General features: G+C 64.5%; 17 protein-coding genes. 12 read left to right on the plus strand and 5 right to left on the minus strand.

All coding sequences use genetic code 11. The annotated features are described in order from the left end of the window. Positions 1-5 precede the first annotated feature (5 nt). The 8 genes from mdcE (at position 6) to MKD49_RS06660 (ending at position 6,173) form a co-directional block, all read left to right on the plus strand. Positions 6-746, plus strand: coding sequence for a biotin-independent malonate decarboxylase subunit gamma (mdcE, locus tag MKD49_RS06625; RefSeq protein WP_252695840.1), 741 nt, complete (start codon positions 6-8; stop codon positions 744-746). 2 nt (positions 747-748) lie between these two features. Beyond that, entirely contained in the window at positions 749-1,471 is a 723-nt protein-coding gene (mdcG, locus tag MKD49_RS06630; protein ID WP_252695841.1) for a malonate decarboxylase holo-[acyl-carrier-protein] synthase, read from the plus strand. Beyond that, on the plus strand, positions 1,459-2,373 hold the full coding sequence (gene mdcB / locus MKD49_RS06635; RefSeq protein ID WP_252695842.1) for a triphosphoribosyl-dephospho-CoA synthase MdcB: 915 nt from the start codon (positions 1,459-1,461) through the stop codon (positions 2,371-2,373). Before mdcG ends, mdcB begins: the two co-directional genes overlap by 13 nt. After that, positions 2,370-3,314, plus strand: a complete 945-nt coding sequence (locus MKD49_RS06640) for an ACP S-malonyltransferase (RefSeq protein ID WP_252695843.1) — start codon at positions 2,370-2,372, stop codon at positions 3,312-3,314. Before mdcB ends, MKD49_RS06640 begins: the two co-directional genes overlap by 4 nt. Positions 3,315-3,527: 213 nt before the next feature. Next, the gene (locus MKD49_RS06645) at positions 3,528-3,776 is read left to right on the plus strand and encodes a DUF6139 family protein (RefSeq protein ID WP_039785709.1); all 249 of its coding nucleotides are present in this window, start codon (positions 3,528-3,530) and stop codon (positions 3,774-3,776) included. 38 nt (positions 3,777-3,814) lie between these two features. Further along, positions 3,815-4,057 (plus strand): hypothetical protein, encoded by a 243-nt coding sequence (locus MKD49_RS06650; RefSeq protein ID WP_034334153.1) that lies wholly within the window; start codon positions 3,815-3,817, stop codon positions 4,055-4,057. A gap of 473 nt (positions 4,058-4,530) precedes the next feature. After that, entirely contained in the window at positions 4,531-5,463 is a 933-nt protein-coding gene (locus tag MKD49_RS06655; protein ID WP_252695844.1) for a 2-hydroxyacid dehydrogenase, read from the plus strand. A gap of 215 nt (positions 5,464-5,678) precedes the next feature. Beyond that, a complete protein-coding gene (locus tag MKD49_RS06660; protein ID WP_121041586.1) occupies positions 5,679-6,173 on the plus strand; it encodes an acyl-CoA thioesterase in 495 nt (164 codons plus the stop codon). A 75-nt stretch (positions 6,174-6,248) separates the two neighbouring features. Here the strand turns inward: MKD49_RS06660 and MKD49_RS06665 are convergent, their stop codons facing one another. Both MKD49_RS06665 and MKD49_RS06670 read right to left on the minus strand, forming a co-directional pair. After that, positions 6,249-7,037 (minus strand): 2-keto-4-pentenoate hydratase, encoded by a 789-nt coding sequence (locus MKD49_RS06665; protein ID WP_204726547.1) that lies wholly within the window; start codon positions 7,035-7,037, stop codon positions 6,249-6,251. A gap of 29 nt (positions 7,038-7,066) precedes the next feature. Next, the gene (locus MKD49_RS06670; RefSeq protein ID WP_252695845.1) at positions 7,067-7,516 is read right to left on the minus strand and encodes a CopD family protein; all 450 of its coding nucleotides are present in this window, start codon (positions 7,514-7,516) and stop codon (positions 7,067-7,069) included. A 178-nt stretch (positions 7,517-7,694) separates the two neighbouring features. Between MKD49_RS06670 and MKD49_RS06675 the strand changes: the two genes are divergently transcribed. Continuing rightward, the gene (locus MKD49_RS06675) at positions 7,695-8,570 is read left to right on the plus strand and encodes an MOSC domain-containing protein (RefSeq protein WP_252695846.1); all 876 of its coding nucleotides are present in this window, start codon (positions 7,695-7,697) and stop codon (positions 8,568-8,570) included. 74 nt (positions 8,571-8,644) lie between these two features. Further along, positions 8,645-9,811 carry a branched-chain amino acid ABC transporter substrate-binding protein gene (locus MKD49_RS06680; protein ID WP_252695847.1) on the plus strand — a complete coding sequence of 389 codons (1,167 nt, stop codon included), beginning with the start codon at positions 8,645-8,647 and terminating at the stop codon, positions 9,809-9,811. A gap of 95 nt (positions 9,812-9,906) precedes the next feature. On the opposite strand, the gene MKD49_RS06685 is transcribed toward MKD49_RS06680, so the two are convergent. From MKD49_RS06685 to MKD49_RS06695, 3 genes are all read right to left on the minus strand, one after another. Next, positions 9,907-10,386 carry a hypothetical protein gene (locus tag MKD49_RS06685; protein WP_252695848.1) on the minus strand — a complete coding sequence of 160 codons (480 nt, stop codon included), beginning with the start codon at positions 10,384-10,386 and terminating at the stop codon, positions 9,907-9,909. Between the two features lie 334 nt (positions 10,387-10,720). Further along, complete coding sequence (galU, locus tag MKD49_RS06690) at positions 10,721-11,734, minus strand: UTP--glucose-1-phosphate uridylyltransferase GalU (protein ID WP_121041574.1); 1,014 nt, start codon at positions 11,732-11,734, stop codon at positions 10,721-10,723. A gap of 79 nt (positions 11,735-11,813) precedes the next feature. Next, positions 11,814-12,221, minus strand: coding sequence for a hypothetical protein (locus MKD49_RS06695; RefSeq protein ID WP_198516508.1), 408 nt, complete (start codon positions 12,219-12,221; stop codon positions 11,814-11,816). Between the two features lie 424 nt (positions 12,222-12,645). Between MKD49_RS06695 and MKD49_RS06700 the strand changes: the two genes are divergently transcribed. Beyond that, on the plus strand, positions 12,646-12,897 hold the full coding sequence (locus tag MKD49_RS06700) for a GlsB/YeaQ/YmgE family stress response membrane protein (RefSeq protein WP_017450312.1): 252 nt from the start codon (positions 12,646-12,648) through the stop codon (positions 12,895-12,897). Between the two features lie 314 nt (positions 12,898-13,211). Beyond that, complete coding sequence (gene pgm, locus MKD49_RS06705) at positions 13,212-14,861, plus strand: phosphoglucomutase (alpha-D-glucose-1,6-bisphosphate-dependent) (protein ID WP_252695849.1); 1,650 nt, start codon at positions 13,212-13,214, stop codon at positions 14,859-14,861. The last annotated feature ends 92 nt before the right edge of the window (positions 14,862-14,953 follow it).

Here is a 14,953-nt window from a genome sequence, read left to right on the forward strand (position 1 = left end):
AATTCATGAACCAGACTGTTACTCAACCCCAGGTCGACTGGCGCGCACTGGCGCAGGACTTGTTCCCGCAAGGCCACGCGATCACCGACCAGGATCACTTCCTTTCCGGCACGGCGCAGGTGGATGGCCGTACCGTCACCGTAGTCGGTACCACCGGGCATACGCCCATCGGCATCGAAATTGCGCTGGCCCAGGCCAGTGCGATCCTGCAGACGGTGCGTGAACATCCCGGCCGGCCCATCGTGATCCTGGTCGATACCCAGGGCCAGCGCCTGCGTCACCGCGATGAAATGCTGGGCATCAACAGCTTCATGGCGCATCTGGGCAAATGCGTGGAACTGGCGCGCCGCCAGGGTCATCGCGTGGTCGGCCTGGTGTATGACCAGGCGCTGTCGGGCGGCTTCATCACCAGCGGCCTGATCGCCGATGCCTGTTATGCCTTGCCGGAGGCGACCATTCGCGTCATGGGCCTGCCCGCGATGGCTCGCATTACCAAGGTGCCGGAAGAGCGGCTGACCGAACTGGCCAAGAGCAATCCGGTGTTTGCCCCCGGACCTGAAAATTATTTACGCATGGGCGGCGTTGCCGCGATCTGGAATGGCGACCTCGCCAAGGCGCTGGCCGATGCGCTGGCCCAGGATCGCAGTGCCGACACGCGTGCGGCCACGGGTCTCGAACGGGGCGGGCGCAAATGGGCGCAACGCGTCATCGATGCGGTCGCCAACGATACGCCCTTGAACGGATGAGCATGCCGTCCGCGTCCGCTCTGGCCGACTCGCGTCATCACCTGCTCTGGCTGAGCGAGGCGGGCTGGTCGCGCCTGCTGGCCGGTGGCAGTGATGCACGCCAGCAGGCCACGCTACAGCACTGGCAGCGCATGCGCTGGCCGCTGATCGTGCGTCGCCGCGACGTGGAGGCCAAGGACGAAGAGATCTGTGTCGGCATCGCCTTGCCGCCCGATGCGCAGGGCAACAAGCCGCGCATCGCGCTGCGGGTGAGGGCCGATGAAGTGGCATCAAGCCGCGCGCCTTTCCTGCTGCGCGACATCGTCGCTGCGCGTCTGGCCGGTCTGCCGGCCGCGTGGCAGGCTGGGCTGGCGGAGTTGCAGGAGCACATGGAGCGCGCCGGTATTGCTCTCTCTGTATTCGGTTCTCTGGCCTGGCAGGCGGTGACGGCGCAAGTCTATCTGCGCAGCAGTTCCGACATCGACCTGCTGTTCCAGCCGCGCAGCCAGGCCCAGCTGGAAGCAGGCGTGAGGCTGCTGGCCTGGCAGGCGATGTTCCTGCCGCTGGATGGAGAAATCGTGTTTCCTGACGGGGCCGCCATGTCGTGGAAGGAATGGCGACAGGTCGCGGTGCTGGGCAGCCATCCCGAAGGCCAGGTGCTGGTCAAGCGGCCAGCCAGCGTAGCGCTCGAACGCGTGGGCGCACTGCGCGCCAGCCTGCCGCAGGAGCAGACATGCGCCGCCTGATGCAGCACCCCGATACGCTGGCCCGGCCGCTGCACCACACGCAGAAGCGCCGGGCCGCCCGCGAGAACCTGGCGTTCTGCCGCCAGCTGGCGCGCCTGGCGGTGCGCAGCCTGTACCAGGAACTGGTGCTCTATCCCAAGCCCGGCCTGGTCTCGCGCGTGGACAATGGCAGCCACACCGACATGACGGCCGAGACTTTCCTGCGCAGTCTGTTTGCGCTGCGCCATTACTTTTTCCAGATCGCCGCCGCAGGCCTCGACGGCGCGTCTTTCCGCGCCCTGCAGACGCTGGCGATTCGCGCCGAAGAGCGCATGTTGCGCGCCACCGGCGGCATCAACACGCATCGCGGCGCGATCTTTGCGCTGGGCATGCTGTGCGCGGCCACGGGATATGCGCGGGGCCGTCACATGCCCCTGCAACCGGCCACTATCCGCGCCACCTTGCTGATCCAGTGGGGCGATGCACTGGCCCGCCATAGCGCGGCAGCGATGCCGTGCGGCCAGCACAGCCATGGCCAGCGCGTGGCCGCCGAGCATGCCGTGGGCGGGGCGCGAGAGGAGGGCGCGCTGGGCTTCCCGGCGGTGTTCGAGGTGGCCTTGCCGCAATTGCAGGCCACGCTGGCGGCTGGGCGCGATCTGCATCACGCTCGTATCGATGCGCTCTTTGCGCTGATGGCGCATCTCAGCGATACCAATGTCTACCATCGCGGCGGGGCCGAGGGCGCTGCCCTGGTTCGCAGTCGCAGTGCGGCCTTCCTGGCGGCGGGCGGTACTGCGCTTGCCGATTGGGAAGCGCGTGCGCTGGACTGCCATCGCGAGTTCGTCACCCGCCGCCTGTCGCCGGGCGGCGCGGCCGATCTGCTGGCGGCGGCTTGCCTGGTCCATGAGGTTTGCAACTTATGAGTCTGCGCCTGGCTATCCTGTGTCCGGGGCAGGGCGCGCAGCATGCGGGCATGTTCGATCTGCTGCGCGAGGATCCCGTGGCCAGCGCTTTCCTGACGCAAAGCGATCTGTCGTCGCATCTGCAAGCGCCGGTGGAAACGGTGCTCAACGATCCTGCGCAGCTGTACGCCAATCGCAACGCCCAACCGCTGATCGTCGCGGCGCAACTCGCCGCATGGCAAGCGTTGCGGGAGCCGTTGTCAGCCTTCGCGGGTGCGCCTTTGGTGGTGGCGGGTTACAGCGTGGGCGAACTGGCCGCCTATGCGGTCGCCGGGGTCCTCGATCCCGCGCAGTCCGTCGCGCTGGCTGCACGACGCGCAGCAGCGATGACCGAGGCTGCCAGCGTGCAGCCGGAACAAGGCTTGATGTCCATCGGTGGAGTGGCGTTGTCCGTCGCGCAGGAATGCCTGGCGCGTCACGGTGGCGATGTGGCCATCGTCACCGGTGACGATACCCTCATCGCCGGTGGTGCCGGAACAGCCTTGCAAGCCGCTGCGGATGAGCTTGCGGCCGCTGGCGCGCGGATTTCCTCCCTGCCCGTCGGGCTGGCCTCGCACACCCCATTGATGCAGGCGGCCACGGACTTGTTTGCGGCAGAGCTTGCCGCACTCCAGCTGCGCTCGCCCGGTCCGGCCTTGCTGGCGGGTGTCACCGGGCAGGCGATTGCCGATGCAGCGCAGGCGCGGACACTGCTGGTGCGACAGCTGGTCGCGCCCATCCAGTGGGCCGGCTGCATGGATGCCATGGCTGAGCGTGGCGTGACGGTCGCGTTGGAATTGGGGCCTGGCGCGGCACTGTCGCGCATGCTGCGCGAGCGCCATCCGCAGATGGCCTGCCGTTCGCTGGCGGACTTCCGCAGCCTCTCGGGCGCGCTGGCATGGCTGCGTCGGCAAACTGACTGAATCGGCGCGCGGTCCGCCCTCGGCTGGCTTCTGCGCGATGCTGGTGCTATCGTGAAATGAAGAATTCTTCCATTGTCCATGCGCCTGTCGGATCCGGCTGACAGCGCAACCCGCTTTGTGCAGTTCAGTCCATCGCGGCGGCGAACCAATGACCGAACCCTCAGTCGCATCTTGAAGCAGTGCCCATGTTCAACCCGACCAGGAGGCCCCAAGATGAAAGTCGATGTGTACAAGCGCCCGGACGGCGACGGTTTGTTTTCCTACCTCGTCCTGCCCCACGAAAAGCCGATGCCGGAAGAGGTGACCAATACCGACTGGCAGCTCCACGAGCAAAACGTGGACTTTGAGCGCGACGGGAAGCGGCATTTCACGCTGGAGCCGGAAGATGCCTTCATGCAGATCGGCGAGAAAGGCTACGCCATCACCCATCTGGACCAACGCAGCGGCGACGGCGCGGCCTGAGACCCCAGGCTATCGGCCCATCCGCAGAGGAGACCATCATGCCCACTGAACAAGTAGGCGATTACGAAGTGGAATACGCTGGCGTGCGCCTCATAGGCGGCGACGAATGGGTGGCCCAGGTGGCCATCTTCGGCCATTCCACCAATCCCATGCATCGCAACCCGGTATTCCCGGTGCAGCGCGTGCTGCCCGACCAGACCTTCGCCGATGAAAAGGCGGCCGAGGAGGGCGCGCGTCAGGCTGCGCATGACCTGCTGGAGAAGCAGACAGCGCGGCATTGACCGCCGTTTCCCACTAGGGCCTGTTCACATTTAATCTGCGAGATGCGTTGCCCCCAGAAGGCGGGGTGGCAAGGCGCGCGTCAGGGCTGGTGGTGGTGCCACCAGCCCTGACGTGCAACGCGGCCAGCGCGCCTTCTGGGGGCAACCCTCCGGGAGAGGCCGCCAAGCGTCGCCTGCCGTTGTTGCAGCTCCTTGCCGTGGCACCACCACGGCGCGTCGCCGCGCCTAGGCAGACAACGCTTGGCGACCTCTCGCACTCGCAGATTAAATGTGAACAGGCCCTAAAGAAGCCCGATCCGCCTGTTGGTGCATCGGGCTTCTTCGCATTGATGGACGCTGATGGCATGGAATTCGCATGCTGACGGCAGCGGCTGATGAGTGGCAGGCTGCTCACTCTGCTGTTTCGCAATAGAATGGCGTTGATTGCGTTTTCCTTCACGTCTTCCTTTTCCTCGTCCGGCCAGGTCCCCCTCATGAAACCGCCTCTGCTCGTCCTGATTCACCTTTCCGAAGAAAGCACTGCCACCATCGCCGCCCACTACGACATCCTCTACGCGCCGGATCGCCAGCGCCGTGACGCGATAATCGCCGGCCCGGCCAAAAAGGTGGCGGTGGTGCTGACCAACGGCTCCACCGGCCTCACTGCCGACGAAATGCGCGCCTTGCCGCATCTGCAGCTGGTGTGTGCCCTGGGCGCCGGTTTTGAAAACATCGATGCCGCCCACGCCAAGGCGCATGGCATCGAGATCGCCACCGGTGCCGGTACCAACGAGGACTGCGTGGCCGACCATACGCTGGGCCTGCTGCTGGCCATCCTGCGCAACATCCCGGTGCTGGACCGCTACACCCGCGACGGCGGCTGGCGCGAAACCATCCCCCTGCAACCGCAGCTGGCGGGCAAGCGGGTAGGCATCGTCGGCATGGGCAATATCGGCAAGAAGATCGCCCGCCGCGCTGCCGCCTTCGATGCCGAGATCGCCTATTGCAACCGCAAGAAGCGTGATGACGTTGATTTCCACTACTTCCCGGACGTGGCCCAGATGGCCGGCTGGGCCGACTGCCTGATCGTGGCAGCGCCCGGCGGCGCCCAGACCCATCACCTCATCAATGCACGCGTGCTGGAAGAACTCGGTCCCAAGGGCTACCTGGTCAACATCGGCCGTGGCAGCATCGTCGATACCGAGGCCCTCGCCGCGGCCTTGTCGGCCGGCCGCCTGGCCGGCGCCGGGCTGGATGTCTACGAAGGCGAGCCCAAGCCGCCTGCCGCCCTGATCGGCCTGCCCAATGTGGTCCTGACCCCGCACATCGCCGGCTGGTCGCCGGAAGCCATCAGCGCTTCCGTGCGCCAGTTCCTGCGCAATTGCGAGGAGCATTTCGCGGCAGCCGAGCCGGTGGTGCGGGCCTGAGCGGGCGGCTGCGCGACAGCTGACGCGAGTTTTTTTGCCATAGCCGGGCTGGCTGGCCGATAATGTCGGCCGCGGCCGGGGTGCTTTCCTCCACGAGAGCGTCCCGGCCGGTCGCCTGCGCGCGCTCGGGGGAGCGTGCCGGCGCACGGCACTCCGGTGTCATTTCATTCCAAGATCAACCCATCGCCATCACACTACAGAGAGAGCCACGCACCATGGATCTGCCATCTCACCAACTCACCATGACGGTCCTGATGACCCCGGACATGGCCAACTTCGCCGGCAATGTACACGGGGGCACCATCCTCAAGCTGCTTGACCAGGTGGCCTATGCCTGCGGCAGCCGCTACGCCGGCCAGTACGTGGTGACCCTGTCGGTGGACCAGGTGATGTTCCGCCAGCCCATCCACGTGGGCGAGCTGGTGACCTTCCTGGCCAGCGTCAACCACACCGGCAAGTCGTCCATGGAAATCGGCATCAAGGTGGTGGCCGAGAACATCCGCACCCAGGAAACGCGCCACGTCAACAGCTGCTTCTTCACCATGGTGGCCGTGGACGACCAGCGCAAGCCGATCCCGGTGCCGCCGCTGCGACCCTTCTCGCAGGAAGAAAAGCGCCGCTTTGACGCCGCCGTGATCCGCAAGTCGCTGCGCCAGGAACTGGCGCGCCGCTACGAGGAAGTCAAGCCCGGCACGGACAAGGCCACCTGAGCTTTCCGGATCGCCCAATGAAAAAGGGGATGAGCCAGCGCTCATCCCCTTTTTTGATTCCGGCCGGACTGGCGCTCAGTCCAGATGCACCACCACCGAGCCAAGCACGCCCAGCTCGGCCAGCACCGTCTGTCCTGCCCGCACCGGCATGGGCACGATGGTGGAGCCGGTGGCAACCAGCTGTCCGGCCGCCAGTGTCAGGCCGTACTCGCGCAATTCATTGGCCAGCCAGGTCAGCGCCACGCGCGGATCGCCCAGCACTTGGGCACCACTGCCGGTGCGCCTTTCACCGCCTTCGATGGTGGCCGAGGTCGCCAGCGCGGCCAGGTCCAGGCTGCGCCAGTCGATGCTGGCCGGTGCGCCCAGCACGAACTGGTCGGCACAGCTGTTGTCGGCGATCAGCTGCGCTGCGCCTACTTCGCGGAACAGGTCATACCGGGTGTCGGGGATCTCGATGGCCGGATGCACCGTGGCCACGGCCGCCATCACTTCTTCCTGCGTGTAAGGCGTATTGCGTGGCGCGAGCGTGCTGCCCATGCGGAAGGCCACTTCCACTTCGGCCACGCGCATCAGGTTGTCGCCCAGCGTGATGCGGGCACCGCTGCGGTGAATGCGCTCGGCCAGCAGGCGGCCAGCCAGCGGCGCATCGACCTTGAGCAATTGCTGTCCGCCGGGACCGGTGGCGGCGTTCTTCCAGCCGGCCAGCGGCGCGAAGCTGCGCGCCTCCAGGCGGCGTTGGATGTCATAGGCCTGACGCCGGTCCCCCGGCTGCAGATGCGCCGGCAATTGCGGGATGCGGCGGTTGTGCGCCCAGCAGTCCCACAGCAGGTCGGCGGCTTCCTGGCATTGTGAATCGGTCAGCACGGCGGTCTCCCCAAAATGAAGGCTTGTGTTCAGACGCTCAAGGGGCCGAGTGCGCCGATGGCGATGGTCAGCAGGCCCAGGCACAGGTTGATGCCTACCAGCATGCGCACCTGGCGCAGGGCGCGCGAGGCGCGGTCCCAGTCTTGCTGGGCGGCCGCCAGCTTGAGGCGGCGGAAGGGGGCGAAGAAGATGTGGGCGAAGATCAGCATCATCACGATACCGATGCCGGTCATGGCGTGGACATAAGGCGGCAGCTTGGCAGCGCCCATCATGGCCATCATGTGCAGGCCGCTGCCCAGCACCAGTGCGATGGCGACCCAGACCCAGATGAAGAAATTGGCCAGCACGGCCGCCATCAGGCTCAGCCGCTGCTCAGGATGCAGCACGCCCAGCGCGGGGCGCAGGGCCATGTGGGCGAAGAACATGCCGCCGACCCAGATCGTCAGGCCCAGCAGATGGAAGAATTTGGCAAACAGCATGGCGCTCCCGTCAGAAAAGTTCATATGCGTCCGTGGCGCATTGTCGCATGAGTGGGAACACGGCGTATCGTCAGCCGGGCGAAACCGCCAGCTTGTGGTAATGTCTTGCAGAAACTTCATCACTAATACTACTCATCGGGCGCTTCTTTGCGCCGCCATCCGGGGGGACGGTCACACCATGTCGAACACTAGCTTCAGCGGTACTACGCTCAGTGCCATCTTCTTCTATCCGATCAAATCCTGCGGCGCGCTCTCCCTGAGCCGCGCCGAGATCAGTCCGCTGGGCCTGGCGCTGGACCGCCACTGGATGCTGGTGGACCGCCAGGGCCAGTTCCTGACCCAGCGCACGCATCCGGCGATGGCCTGCATCACGCCCGCTTTCGAGGGTGATGCCCTGGTGCTGCGTGCGCCCGGCATGCCCGCGCTGCAGCTGGCCGCCGCCGGCCAGGATGGTGCCACGCTCGCCGTCAAGGTCTGGGACAGCCGGATCGAAGCGCTCGACCAGGGTGAGCAGGCGCGCGAGTGGTTCTCCGCCTACCTGCAGGATGACGCCCGCCTGGTGCGCTTCAATCCGGCCGTCAAGCGCGCCTGCAGTACCCGCTGGACCGGCGAGCATCGGGCCACGACGCAGTTTTCGGATGGCTATCCGCTGCTGGTGATCGGCCAGGCCTCGCTGGATGACCTCAACGCCCGGCTCGCTGCCAAGGGCGCACCGGCCTTGCCCATGGATCGCTTCCGTCCTAACCTGGTGATCGCCGGTTGGGAGGCCTATGAAGAAGACTTCATCGATACCGTGCGCCTGGGCAGTGAAGACCGTCCGGTACAACTGAAGCTGGTGAAGTCTTGTGCAAGATGTCCGATCCCCGGCATCGACCAGCGCAGCGGCCAGCGCGATCCGCAGTGGCCCAATGAACCCATGGACACGCTGGCCACCTATCGTGCCAATGCCAGGGTGAATGGCGGTCTCACCTTCGGCCAGAACGCCATCGTGATCGGCGGGGAGGGCGGCGTGATCGAGGTCGGCCAAGCCTGCGAGTGGGAACTGAATTTCTGAGCGTCCCGGCGGGTAGCCCCGTCAATCTCAATCCAGACTCAAGCCATCTCGGCAGTACCGCAGCAAGGAACAAGATGATCAAGGCATTGCGACAATCCCTCCTGCTCACCCTGGCTCTGGCGGGCGCAGGGTGCTTTATTGCCAGCGGCAGCGCAGGGGCCCAGGCACGTACCGTGCTGATCGGCCTGGCCGCGCCCATGAGCGGCCCGTCCGGCAGCACGGGCGTGAGCCTGGAACGCGCCGCCCAACTGGCGGTGGACGACATCAACAACAGCAAGCCCGTCATCGCCGGCGAGCCGGTACTGTTCAAGCTGCTGCCGCAGGACGACCGGGCCGATCCGCGCACGGGCGAGCTGATCGCCGATTACTTCGTCAAGAGCAAGGTGGCCGCCGTAGTCGGTCACTGGAACAGTGGCGTGGGCATCCCCGCCGCACGCATCTATGCCGCGGCCGGCATTCCGCACGTGGCCCCCGCCGTAACGGCCCCGGCTTACACGCAGCAGGGCGACGCCAGTGCCTTCCGCATCGTGCCGCACGACGGCGAGGGCGCGCGCCTGACCGCCGACTATGTCGTCCGCGAGCTGAAAGGCGTCAACGTCGCCGTGATCGATGACAGCACGGTGTTTGGCTCCACTTACGCCGATGAATTCGTCAAGTCGCTGACGGCCTTGCAGGGCAGGGTCACGGGACGCTATGCGGTGAGCAGCAAGACCTCCGACTTCAACAGCGTCCTGCGCAGCATCCGCGACAGCCATCCCGACGTGGTCTTCTTCGCCGGACTCGATGCTCAGGCCGCGCAACTGGTACAGGACCTGCGGCGTCTGCAGATCCGCGCCCCGCTGGTGGGGATCGGCGGACTGGTGGGGCCGACCTTTCTCAAGCTGGCCGGTGCCGCCGGGGAGGGGGTGAGCGTGGTGGAACCGGGACTGCCTTCCTACAAGGGCCCGCAGTGGAGCCATTTCGAACAAGCCTGGAAGGCGCGTTATCAGTGCGAGATCTATCTCTATGCGCCCTTTGCCTATGATGCCGTGCGCGTGATCGCGGCCGCCATGCGCGAGGCCGATTCGGTGGAGCCGGCCAAGGTCACGGCCAGTCTGCACCGGATTCGATACAAGGGGATTTCCGGCACGATCGCCTTCGATGCCCAAGGCAACTTGCGTGATCCCGTATTTACCTTGTATCGCGTCAGTGGCGGACGGTGGCGCGTCGTGCGCAGCATCGGCAATCCGGACAGGAGTTGAGGGCGATCGAAGAATTCGAAGGAAATTCTCGCTGCCAAAAACAATGCCGCCCGGATGAACCGGGCGGCATTGCTGTTTGCGAAGAGCAGGGGGGCTTACTTCTTGGGACGTCCCACCTTCAGCGGGGTCAGGCTGCCGAGGATGTCCTTCAATTCGTTGATCTTGAGGTTCTTGATCAGCGACACGCCGATACGCAGCAGGTCGCTCTTCTTGATCTCGACACCGGACTTCAGGCAGGTCTTCTTGACCTGGGCCAGCACGGCGTACTCGTTCTCGGGCATGGTGAAGCTGTCGCGCACTTGCTTGACCTTCTTGGCCTTGGGGGCTTTCTCGACTTTTTCTACCTTCTCGGCCTTGACCGGCTTGTCGGCCTTTTCAGGCTTGACGACTTTCTCGACCTTCTTTTCGGCCTTGGGTGCTGCCGGTGCAGCTGCTGCAGCGGCCGGCTTGGCGGCTGCGCGGGTGGCGGGCTTGACGGCTGGTTTCTTCACCGCGGCGGGCTTGGGGGCTGCCGGCTTGGCGACAGGTTTCTTGGTTTCGGTTGCTGCTGCTGCGGCTTGAACTCTGGTGGCCATGAACGCTCCTCTGAAAATTGATATAAACAATATATATTTTTTGCGCCTTTGCCGCAACATTCCTGCCGCCTGGCAACGATTTCATCGTCGTATTTCGATGTTGCAAACGTTTTCAGGGGTGCGGTGACCACAGCATACGCGCCTGGCCGTATTGCGGCGAATTACTTGTCCCGGGCGAAATGAACTTCTCCAGATTCATGGCCGCGATGCTAGCAAGTCCAGGTTAAAACTCTGTGACAAAGGTCAAAACAATTTATACGAAGCGCAAAGCCACAAAAAAAAGCAGCCCGGCCTTGCGGACGGACTGCAATCAACAACGCTCTCTACCGGGGACTTACATGATGCTGTTGGCGACGGCTGGCAACTTATCGCTGGAGACCGGTGTGCTGCCAGGCTGGTTGCCGGCAGCAGTCTTCAGTGGGGTCACGGTGGCCGGGCCCTTGGGCTGGGCGGCCTGCGCCAGATCGTTCTGGCTGGTGAATTCCTGCAGGAACTGGGCGAAGCCGGTGCCGACTTCCTTGTGCTTGAAGCCCATGGCGACGGCTGCCTTCAGGTAGCCCAGCTTGGAGCCGCAGTCGAAACGCTGGCCTTCGTAGCGATAGGCCAGGATCTGTTCCTGTTCCAGCAGGGCAGAGATGGCATCGGTCAGCTGGATTTCGCCACCGGCACCGGTGCCGATGTTTTCCAGGCGCTCGAAGATGGCCGGGGTCAGCACATAGCGGCCCACGACGGCGAGGGTCGACGGTGCGTCTTCCGGCGACGGCTTTTCGACGATGCCGCTCAGCAGCTCGGTACGCTCGCCGTGTGCGGTGCCGCTGACGATGCCGTACTGGCGGGTTTCCGGACGAGGTACGTCCTGCACGGCCAGCAGGCTCTTGCCTTCACGTTCGTACAGTTCGGTCATCTGTGCCATCACGTTTTTCTGGCCGGGCGCGGCATCCATGAAATCGTCAGCCAGCAGCACGGCGAAGGGCTCGTCACCCACCAGCGGCTTGGCCAGCAGCACGGCGTGGCCCAGGCCCAGCGGCTCGGCCTGGCGTACGTAGACGCAGTTGATGTGCTTGGGAATGACGTTGCGGATGGTTTCCAGCAGCTTCACCTTGCCGGCCGCTTCCAGTTCGGATTCCAGCTCATAGGCCTTGTCGAAGTGGTCTTCGATGGCGCGCTTGTTGCGGCCGGTGATGAAGATCATTTCGGTAATGCCCGCTTCCACCGCTTCTTCAACGGCGTACTGGATCAGCGGCTTGTCGACGATGGGCAGCATTTCCTTGGGCTGTGCCTTGGTGGCGGGAAGGAAGCGGCTGCCGAGGCCAGCGACGGGGAAAACGGCTTTGGTGATTTTTTTCATGGTAAGTCCAGTTTTGGTTGAGTGAAGGGCGTGACACCCAAAGGCACACAATGCAGGCTTGCTAGCGACTCGCGCCTCCTCACGCCTGTCTGTTGTTCTTGATCATCTTCATTTGCAAAAACGCGCGGCATCCCTGAAACAGGGGCGCGACGCCGGGGAATGCGTGGCTCAATGCATGCGCCGCAGTCTCCAGCAGGGAAGCGCGCGGCTGACGGCGCGTTGCCGGTACAGCGGCCGCTGCCTGCTCATCGACCAGCGCGATGCGCTGCGGCAGGCTGCCTTCGTTGAGTTGGTCCAGCACCGAAGCCAGCTGTGGTGCCTTCATCGAAATCTGATGCAGCATCTCGGCCGATTCGCGGGCGTAGCGGGCATAGTGTTCGACGAAATCAGCGCCCTCGGCGGCCTGCGGTGCAGTGCCGAAGGTGTTCAGCGCGAAGGCATTGGCAAAGACGGGTGACGGACGGGCACTGGTTTCGGTGGCGGACATGATGGCGGCTCTCTTGGAAATCGGGCTGGCGAATGCGGTATTGGGCAGGCGCGGCGGCAAGCGATGGATGCTGGGTTCGATGCTGCACTGCGCTTATGTGCAGCAAGAGTAAAAAAACTCGCGCTTCCTCTCTATAGGAATGCCGCCTTTTGCGATGTAGGAAAAGAGGAAGGCGCGGCCATGACCGCTTTGCGCGCCGCAAACCAGCCTGGCCTGGCGCTGATCGGCTCAACAGCGCCACATGCCGGGCTTGTCCTACAAGGAAATGGGCCGCTGTCCGATACCTTGCCGACGCGCGCTTTTCTATCATCACCTCATCTGTTGCGCAGAGCGCTTGCAGAGAAGTGGAAGCAAGAGGAAGCCCCTGCATTGCACGGTTTCCGACATCAACCCAAGAACGACAGAACGATTGAAAGGGAACATCATGGAACACGGACTCATCGCATGGCTGATCATTGGTGCCGTCGCCGGCTGGCTGGCCGGTGTGCTGGTCAAGGGTGGCGGCTTCGGTCTGCTGGCTGACATCCTCATCGGTATCGTCGGTGCCGTCATCGGTGGCTGGCTGGCCGGGCTGCTGGGCATCGCCGTGGGTGGCGGCATCCTGGCCTCCATCGTCACCGCGACGCTGGGTGCGATCGTGCTGCTGGTGATCGTGCGCGCCTTCCGGCGAGCCTGACCAGGCCAGCACGCGGCCACGCCTGAAGGGGCGCGGCCGGTGTTTCTGCCCTGACCGAATGCGTCCGTGCCAAGGCCCGGACGCGTTTTGCTTTTCGGCAAGAAGCTTCATGCGTCAGCGGCACTCGCGCATCGCCGTGGCCCGCAAAGCCCCGTGAAGAGTGCCTCGTGGCAAGCTTTCTGCAAGAATCTTCATATCGATGCTGCAGCGCGCCATCCTGGCGTTACAATGTCCGGGACGTTGAAAAAAGATCAAGTAGCGAAGTGGCCGTGCCACCTCGTTTCCTCAGATATCCATTCATCCAGAACAAACCTATGAGTAGCGTCAATCCCCTCGCCGGCAAGCGTGCCGCACCCTCAGCCCTGGTGAACCTGCCGGTGCTGCTGTCGAACTACTACAGCCTGCGTCCTGATGTGGCCGATGCCAGCCACCGTGTGGCGTTCGGTACCTCCGGCCATCGCGGCAATGCCAATCTGCACAGCTTCAACGAATGGCACGTGCTGGCCATCACGCAGGCCATCTGCGACTACCGCAAGGAGCAGGGTTTCAAGGGGCCGCTGTTCCTGGGCATCGATACCCACGCCCTGTCGGAACCGGCCTGGCACAGCGCACTGGAAGTGCTGGCCGCCAACGAAGTGGTGACCATGCTGGCCGAGGGCAGCCCCTATGCGCCCACGCCGGCGGTGTCGCACGCCATCCTCACGCACAACCGCGTGCACCGCGACAAGCTGGCCGATGGCATCGTGGTCACGCCTTCGCACAACCCGCCGGACAATGGCGGTTTCAAGTACAACATGCCCAATGGCGGTCCCTCGGATTCCAACGTCACCAGCTGGATCGAGAAGCGCGCCAATGGCTATCTGGAGCAGAAGCTGGAAGGCGTGCGCCGCATCAGCTTCGAGAAGGCCCTGAAGGCCGAGACCACGCGCCGCTACGACTATCTCGACAACTACGTCGGCGACCTGCCCAACATCATCGACCTGGGCGCCATCTCGGCGGCCAATGTCAAGATCGGCGTGGATCCGCTGGGCGGTGCCGGCCTGCATTACTGGTCGGCCATCGCCGATCGCTACAAGCTCAACCTGGAAGTGGTCAACACCGATGTCGATGCCAGCTTCCGCTTCGTGCCGCTGGACTGGGACGCGCAGATCCGCATGGATCCGTCCTCGCCCTATGCCATGAGCGAGCTGATCGCCCTGAAGGACCGTTTCGACGTCGCCATGGCCTGCGACACCGACCATGACCGCCACGGCATCGTCGCCAAAAGCACCGGCCTGCTGCCGGCCAACGACTACCTGTCGGTTGCGGTGTATTACCTGTTCCGCCATCGTCCGGCCTGGCGTGCTGACGCGGCCGTGGGCAAGACCCTGGTGTCGAGCCAGATGATCAATCGCGTGGCCGATCACCTGGGCCGCAAGCTGCTGGAGATGCCGGTCGGTTTCAAGTGGTTCGTCGATGGCCTGTACGACGGCAGCCTCGGCTTCGGTTGCGAGGAAAGCGCCGGCGCCTCCTTCGTGCGTTTCGACGGCCAGCCCTGGAGCACCGACAAGGACGGCATCACCGCCGCCTTGCTGGCCGCCGAGATGACCGCCCGCACCGGCAATGATCCCGGTCAGATCTACCAGGACCTGACCCGCCAGTTGGGCGCGCCTGTCAATGGCCGCAAGGAAGCCGCCGCCACGCCGGAGCAGAAGGCGCGCCTGTCCAAACTGTCGCCGCAGGATGTGACGTCGACCGAGCTGGCCGGCGAGACCATCCGCGAGGTGATGACGACCGCACCGGCCAACGGCAAGCCCTTCGGCGGCCTGAAGATCGTCACCGACAATGGCTGGTTCGCGGCCCGTCCTTCCGGTACCGAAAGCATCTACAAGATCTATGGCGAGAGCTTCCGCGACCAGGCGCATCTGGACCGCATCTTCGCCGAAGCGCAAGAGATCGTGACGCGCGCGCTCAAGGCCAGCTGATTGCGCTGACGTCCTGCATTGCGCATGCCGATGACGCCGCCACCCCTTGGGGCTGGCGGCGTTTTTTTTCCGGCCTTCCTACAGGCGAATGG

Source organism: Herbaspirillum sp. WGmk3 (genome assembly GCF_023952535.1).
GTDB lineage: Bacteria > Pseudomonadota > Gammaproteobacteria > Burkholderiales > Burkholderiaceae_D > Herbaspirillum > Herbaspirillum huttiense.

Bases quoted from the DNA above. Each gene is read 5' to 3' on its own strand.
- mdcE (WP_252695840.1), top strand. From the start codon at position 6: ATGAACCAGACTGTTACTCAACCCCAGGTCGACTGGCGCGCACTGGCG.
- mdcG (WP_252695841.1), top strand. From the start codon at position 749: ATGCCGTCCGCGTCCGCTCTGGCCGACTCGCGTCATCACCTGCTCTGG.
- mdcB (WP_252695842.1), top strand. From the start codon at position 1,459: ATGCGCCGCCTGATGCAGCACCCCGATACGCTGGCCCGGCCGCTGCAC.
- MKD49_RS06640 (WP_252695843.1), top strand. From the start codon at position 2,370: ATGAGTCTGCGCCTGGCTATCCTGTGTCCGGGGCAGGGCGCGCAGCAT.
- MKD49_RS06645 (WP_039785709.1), top strand. From the start codon at position 3,528: ATGAAAGTCGATGTGTACAAGCGCCCGGACGGCGACGGTTTGTTTTCC.
- MKD49_RS06650 (WP_034334153.1), top strand. From the start codon at position 3,815: ATGCCCACTGAACAAGTAGGCGATTACGAAGTGGAATACGCTGGCGTG.
- MKD49_RS06655 (WP_252695844.1), top strand. From the start codon at position 4,531: ATGAAACCGCCTCTGCTCGTCCTGATTCACCTTTCCGAAGAAAGCACT.
- MKD49_RS06660 (WP_121041586.1), top strand. From the start codon at position 5,679: ATGGATCTGCCATCTCACCAACTCACCATGACGGTCCTGATGACCCCG.
- MKD49_RS06670 (WP_252695845.1), bottom strand. From the start codon at position 7,516: ATGCTGTTTGCCAAATTCTTCCATCTGCTGGGCCTGACGATCTGGGTC.
- MKD49_RS06675 (WP_252695846.1), top strand. From the start codon at position 7,695: ATGTCGAACACTAGCTTCAGCGGTACTACGCTCAGTGCCATCTTCTTC.
- MKD49_RS06680 (WP_252695847.1), top strand. From the start codon at position 8,645: ATGATCAAGGCATTGCGACAATCCCTCCTGCTCACCCTGGCTCTGGCG.
- MKD49_RS06685 (WP_252695848.1), bottom strand. From the start codon at position 10,386: ATGGCCACCAGAGTTCAAGCCGCAGCAGCAGCAACCGAAACCAAGAAA.
- galU (WP_121041574.1), bottom strand. From the start codon at position 11,734: ATGAAAAAAATCACCAAAGCCGTTTTCCCCGTCGCTGGCCTCGGCAGC.
- MKD49_RS06695 (WP_198516508.1), bottom strand. From the start codon at position 12,221: ATGTCCGCCACCGAAACCAGTGCCCGTCCGTCACCCGTCTTTGCCAAT.
- MKD49_RS06700 (WP_017450312.1), top strand. From the start codon at position 12,646: ATGGAACACGGACTCATCGCATGGCTGATCATTGGTGCCGTCGCCGGC.
- pgm (WP_252695849.1), top strand. From the start codon at position 13,212: ATGAGTAGCGTCAATCCCCTCGCCGGCAAGCGTGCCGCACCCTCAGCC.